Here is a 5,091-nt window from a genome sequence, read left to right on the forward strand (position 1 = left end):
CAGCCCGCGCTGCGCGATCAGGCGGCGGACGGCGGCCGAGGTCTTGCCGTGGTCCTGCAGCATCTGATTGGCGAACTGCTTCTGCGCATCGGTGCCGCGGGCGAGCGCAAGCCGCGCCGAGGCGGTCTCGAACAGATCCGAGATCGCGACCTGCTGGATGAAGCCCGCCGTGGTCGAGCTGATCGCGACCGGCGGCGCGCCGGGCGCCTGCGCGGCCGATTGCGCGGCGGCGGGGGTGGCGAGCAGCATGCCGCTCAACAGAATGATGGCGCCCTTCATATCGGTGTCTCCTGATGTCCGCGTGTCGGAAGCCGCGCCCGGAACTCACCGGCGCGGGTCTGTTGATCGGTGCAACTCGACCGCGAACGCTCCGTTCCTGGCTGCGACACCGCGCGGGTGATCGGCAAGAGCTCAGCTAATCACCCTGGCCCGGCTTGTCGCCCGGCGCCGGCTCCTGGATCTTCGCCACCGGCAACCGCCAGCCGCGGCGGATCGCGGCGACGCGCAGCGCAAAGCACGCCAGCAGCGCCGCGGTGGTGACCGGCCCGTCGGGCCAATGCAGCATCTGGCCGAGCACGATGATCGCCGCGGCGATCGCCGCCGCCACCGCATACAGTTCGGCGCGCAGCACGGTCGGGATTTCGGCCAGCAGCATGTCGCGCACCATGCCGCCCCCGATCCCGGTGACCACGCCGAGCGCGACCGCCGTCACCGGGCTGAGCCCAGGCGCCAGCGCCTTGGTGGCACCGGTGACGGCGAACAGCGCCAGCCCCGCAGCGTCGAACATCAGGATCGCGCTGCTGATCCGCACAACCACCGGCACCAGATAGAAGGTGACGAGGCCGGCGAGCAGCGACACCCCGAGATAGCGCCAATCCTGCACCGCGACCGGCGGCACCGCGCCGATCAGCACGTCGCGGGTGATGCCGCCGGCATTGCCGGCCGCGAACGCCAGCACCAGCACGCCGAACAGATCGAGCCGCCGCCGCGCTCCGGCCACCGCGCCGCTGAGCGCGAATACGAAAGTTCCAGCCAGATCGAGCAGAACCGGAAACTTGTCCATGATGTCGAGACCTGTCGCCTTCTTTAGACCGCGCACGCTACGCCGCGCCGACTTCGCCGAAGCTACACCGCTTCACCCGCGAAGTGCATTGGGTCCGCCCCGCTTCCCACCGTTAGATCTTCTTCGCCCGCAGCAGCTTGGTCAGCACCGGATTGGGAAAGCGCCGCTCGATCGTCACCGCGTAGAAGGTCTCGACGATGCCGGGCAGCTGCTCGGCTTCGATCAGCCGGCCGTCGTCGAGTTCGTCCTTGACCACAATCGGCGGCAGCACCGCGAGGCCGAGATCTTCCCGCGCCAGCAGCCGCATCATCGCCATGTCCTCGACCTCGGCGGCGATCTGCGGCCGGATGCCGAGCCGCGCCACCAGCGCGTCGAAGCCCATCCGGATGCTGCTGCCCGCGGTCGGCACGATCACCGGATGGCTGCGCAGCCGGTCTTCGAGACTGCCCTTCCGCCGCAGCCGGGCGCGGGTACCGATCAGGCTGACAGAGCGCTCGGCGAGCCGGTGCACCACGAGGCGATTGACGCTGTCGCGCGCCGGGGCGTGGTTGATCAGCACCACGTCGAGGCTCAGCGCCCCGAGCAGCTGCAACAGCTCCGCCGCACTTCCCGAGCGCAAAATCAGTTCGACGTCGGGCCGGCCAAGCACCGGGCGCAGAAACGCCATCTGGAAATTGCGCGACAGTGTCGCCAGTGCGCCCACCCGCAGCGCCTGTCGCGCCACGCCGGTGTTGCGCAGCGTATCGATCAGCTCCTCACCAGTCGCGAAAATCGCGTCGGCATGATCGAGCGTGATGCGGCCGGCTTCGGTGAGATGCAGCTGCCGGCCGCGGCGCTCGAACAGCGCGTGGCCGATCCGCTCCTCGAGCTTGCGGATCTGCACCGACAGCGCCGACTGCGTCAGGTTCAGCCGCTGCGCCGTGCGGGTCAGATTGCCGTCATGCGCCACCGCCCAGAAATAGCGGAGATGGTTGTAGTTGAGCGCGTTCATCGTTCGATTTTAGCGAACGTCAGGCCGAAAACAATGCATTTTCTTTGATCTGGCCGCCGGTCTATCCCGGCGACGAACCTTCATCGCCCGCATCTGGAGAATAGCCTCGTGCCCCTTGATCTGTTGCCGCTCGCCGCACCGCTGCCCCTGCTGGTCGCCGCCGCGTTCGCCTTCGCGCGACCTGGTCAGCGTCCGCCGCTGGTGCCGGCGATGGCCGAAGGCGCGGCATTGCTAGCTTTCGTCATCACCGCCGGTGCGCTCGCGGTGCTGATCATGGTCGGCCCCGCGACGAGCCCGCTGATCGGCTTCGCCGGCGTCGGCCTGTCGGCGCGGCTTGATGCCGTCAGTGCCACCATGCTGCTCCTGGTCGGCTTCGTCGGCTGGATCGTGTTGCGCTACGCGCGGACCTATCTCGACGGCGAGGCGCGTCAGGGCGCGTTTCTCGGCTGGCTGTGCACGGCGATCGCCGCGGTGCTGCTGCTGGTGCAGTCGGGCAATCTGCTGCAGCTCGCTGCCTGCTGGATCGCCACCAGCGAGTGTCTGCACCGACTGCTGCTGTTCTATCCGAACCGCGCCACGGCGCAGCGGGCCGCGCGCAAGAAGCGGCTGTTCGCCAGCGTCGGTGCCGCCGCGATGCTCGGTGGCGTGGCGCTGCTGACGATTGCGTATCACACCACCGATATTGCCACCATCAACGTCGCCGCACGTGCCGGCGATGCGCCGGCCGCTGGGATGATCGCGGCCGGCTTACTGGCTGTCGCAGCGCTGCTGAAGTCGGCGCAATTCCCCACCCATGGCTGGCTCACCGAAGTGATGGAAACGCCGACGCCGGTGTCGGCACTGCTGCATGCCGGCGTGATCAATGCCGGCGGCTTCCTGCTGATCCGCTTCGCCGATCTGATGATGACGGTGCCCGGCGTGCTTGCGGTGCTGGCGATGGTCGGCGGCTTCACCGCGCTGTTCGGCGCACTGGTGATGCTGACCCAGCCGGCGGTGAAGACCTCGCTGGCGTGGTCCACCGTGGCGCAGATGGGATTTATGATGCTTGAATGCGGGCTGGCGCTGTTTCCGCTGGCGCTGCTGCACATTGTCGCCCACTCGCTGTACAAGGCGCACGCCTTCCTCGCCTCAGGCGGCGCGGTCGAACAGATCGTCGCGATCCGCCGCCCAGGTCCGATCGCGGTGCCGAGCGGCGCGGCCGTGGCGCGGGCCTTCCTGGCGGCCCTGGGGATCTACGTGGCGATCGGCGCCGCCTTCGGCTTGGTGCTCGGTTTCGATCCCAAACCGCCGCAGTCGCTCGCGCTCGGCGCCATCCTGGTGTTCGGCGTCGCCTATCTGCTGGCCCAAGGCTTGGCCGACGCCGCGCCGCGGCTGCTGACCCGCCGCACCGCGATCTACTCCGCCGCAACCGCCGCCGGTTACTTCGCGCTCCAGACGGCCGCCGAATGGCTGACCGCCAGCACACTGCCGCCGCCGCTCGCGCCCGGCCGGCTGGAATGGACGCTGATATCGCTGGCGGTGCTCAGCTTCGGCGGCATCGCCATCGCCCAGGCGCTGTTTCCGCTGTGGACCTCACACCCGGCGACCGCAGGCCTGCGCGTCCATCTGTCGAACGGCCTCTACATCAACGCCGCCCTCGATCGCCTGCTGAGCGGTTGGTCCGCCCGCACCACCTCGTGATCCGGCCAAGGGAGCCCACCATGCTGATGACCAAGCCCCCCGTCCCGCAGCTCAACCTCACCGCCGTGCACGAGGCGGCCGGGCGCGCCGCCCGCGCCATCCCGCCGCTGTGGCCGCTGGAGTCGAGCGTCGCGGTCAACCCGTTTCTCGGTCAGAGCGGAGAACCGCTGGCCATGGCGGCCGCCCGGCTCCGCCGCGTCGCTGGCGCGGCGGTGACGATGCCGCGCACTTGGTACGCCGAGCGGATCGCTTCCGGCGAGATCAGCGACGTCGACCTTGCCGCTGCACTTGACGCCGCACCGCCGACCTCACCTCCATCGACGATCGCCGACCTGAAGCGGGCTGTGCAGATCGACATCGCGCCGCCGCAGGCGATGCCGACCGTCGCCGAGCTTGCGAGCGCTGTCTCGGGCTTCGATTGGACCGGCTTGGTCGCCGAGCGCATCAGCGCCTGGGCGAGCGGTTACTTCGATCGCGGCCAAGCATTATGGGCAGCGCCGAAGGGACCGAACGCGTATGCCGACTGGCGGCTGACAGCGACCCACGATCTGACGCCTGAGATCTTCGGCCTCACCGGCTTTGCGGCGGACGTCGCTACCGCTCCGGAATCGGCAGACGCGGCCCTGATCCGCGCCGTGGAGCAGCTTAGCCTGAGCGAAGCTGCATCGGAGAGCTACTTCCATCGCCTGCTGATCAGTCTCGGCGGGTGGGCTCAGCTCGCGCGCTACCGGCTCTGGCAGGCAGAACTTGCCGGCCGCACCGACACAACGGTGACCGATCTCATCGCTATCTGCGCAGTGTGGGAGTCGGCCCTGCTGCGCAAGTACCAGGCCCGGATCGCTGCAGATTGGGCCGAAGCGATCGATGCCTACGCGCAGCCGCTGCAGCCGGCGGAAGACGATCAGATCAACGCCACCCTGCAGGACGCGGTCGAACGCGCCGCGCAGCGGAAGCTTCAGACCGTGTTGTCGACTTCAATGCAGCCGAGACCGGATGATCGTCCGAAGCTGCAAATGGCGTTCTGCATCGACGTGCGCTCCGAGCCGTTCCGGCGCGCACTGGAAAGCCTCGATCCGCGGATCCGCACGCTTGGCTTCGGCGGCTTCTTTGGCCTTCCGATTGCGCATCGGCGGTTCGCGTCCGACGTCGTCGAAGCCCGCCTGCCGGTGCTGTTGCCGCCGCGTGTCACCACCAGCTGTGGCGGACATGCGCACGCGCACGAGGCGAATGACCGCACGAAGCGTGTTGCCGCGCGCGCCAAGCGCGCCTGGGGCCGGTTCAAGCTGGCAGCGATCTCGTCCTTCGCTTTCGTCGAGTCGATGGGGCTGGTCTATGTCGCCAAGCTGCTCAGCGATGG

5 protein-coding genes are annotated in these 5,091 nt (G+C 68.7%); 2 read left to right on the forward strand and 3 right to left on the reverse strand.

All coding sequences use genetic code 11. The annotated features are described in order from the left end of the window. The 3 genes from DYI24_RS20955 to DYI24_RS20965 form a co-directional block, all read right to left on the reverse strand. Positions 1–279: DUF4142 domain-containing protein (locus DYI24_RS20955; RefSeq protein WP_164573700.1), on the reverse strand; the 279-nt coding region annotated here is incomplete at its 3' end. Between the two features lie 136 nt (positions 280–415). Then, positions 416–1,063: a trimeric intracellular cation channel family protein gene (locus DYI24_RS20960; RefSeq protein WP_164573701.1), complete on the reverse strand. Its 648-nt coding sequence runs from the start codon at positions 1,061–1,063 to the stop codon at positions 416–418. Between the two features lie 112 nt (positions 1,064–1,175). Then, positions 1,176–2,054, reverse strand: a complete 879-nt coding sequence (locus DYI24_RS20965; protein WP_164573702.1) for a LysR family transcriptional regulator — start codon at positions 2,052–2,054, stop codon at positions 1,176–1,178. A 108-nt stretch (positions 2,055–2,162) separates the two neighbouring features. Here DYI24_RS20965 and DYI24_RS20970 point away from each other — a divergent pair, with 108 nt between their 5' ends. Together DYI24_RS20970 and DYI24_RS20975 are read left to right on the forward strand one after the other, a co-directional pair. After that, the gene (locus tag DYI24_RS20970) at positions 2,163–3,734 is read left to right on the forward strand and encodes a proton-conducting transporter transmembrane domain-containing protein (protein ID WP_164573703.1); all 1,572 of its coding nucleotides are present in this window, start codon (positions 2,163–2,165) and stop codon (positions 3,732–3,734) included. A gap of 20 nt (positions 3,735–3,754) precedes the next feature. Then, the coding region (locus DYI24_RS20975; RefSeq protein ID WP_164573704.1) for a putative inorganic carbon transporter subunit DabA at positions 3,755–5,091 on the forward strand (1,337 nt) is incomplete at its 3' end.

The organism is Rhodopseudomonas sp. BR0C11 (assembly GCF_010820945.1).
Lineage (GTDB): Bacteria > Pseudomonadota > Alphaproteobacteria > Rhizobiales > Xanthobacteraceae > Rhodopseudomonas > Rhodopseudomonas palustris_H.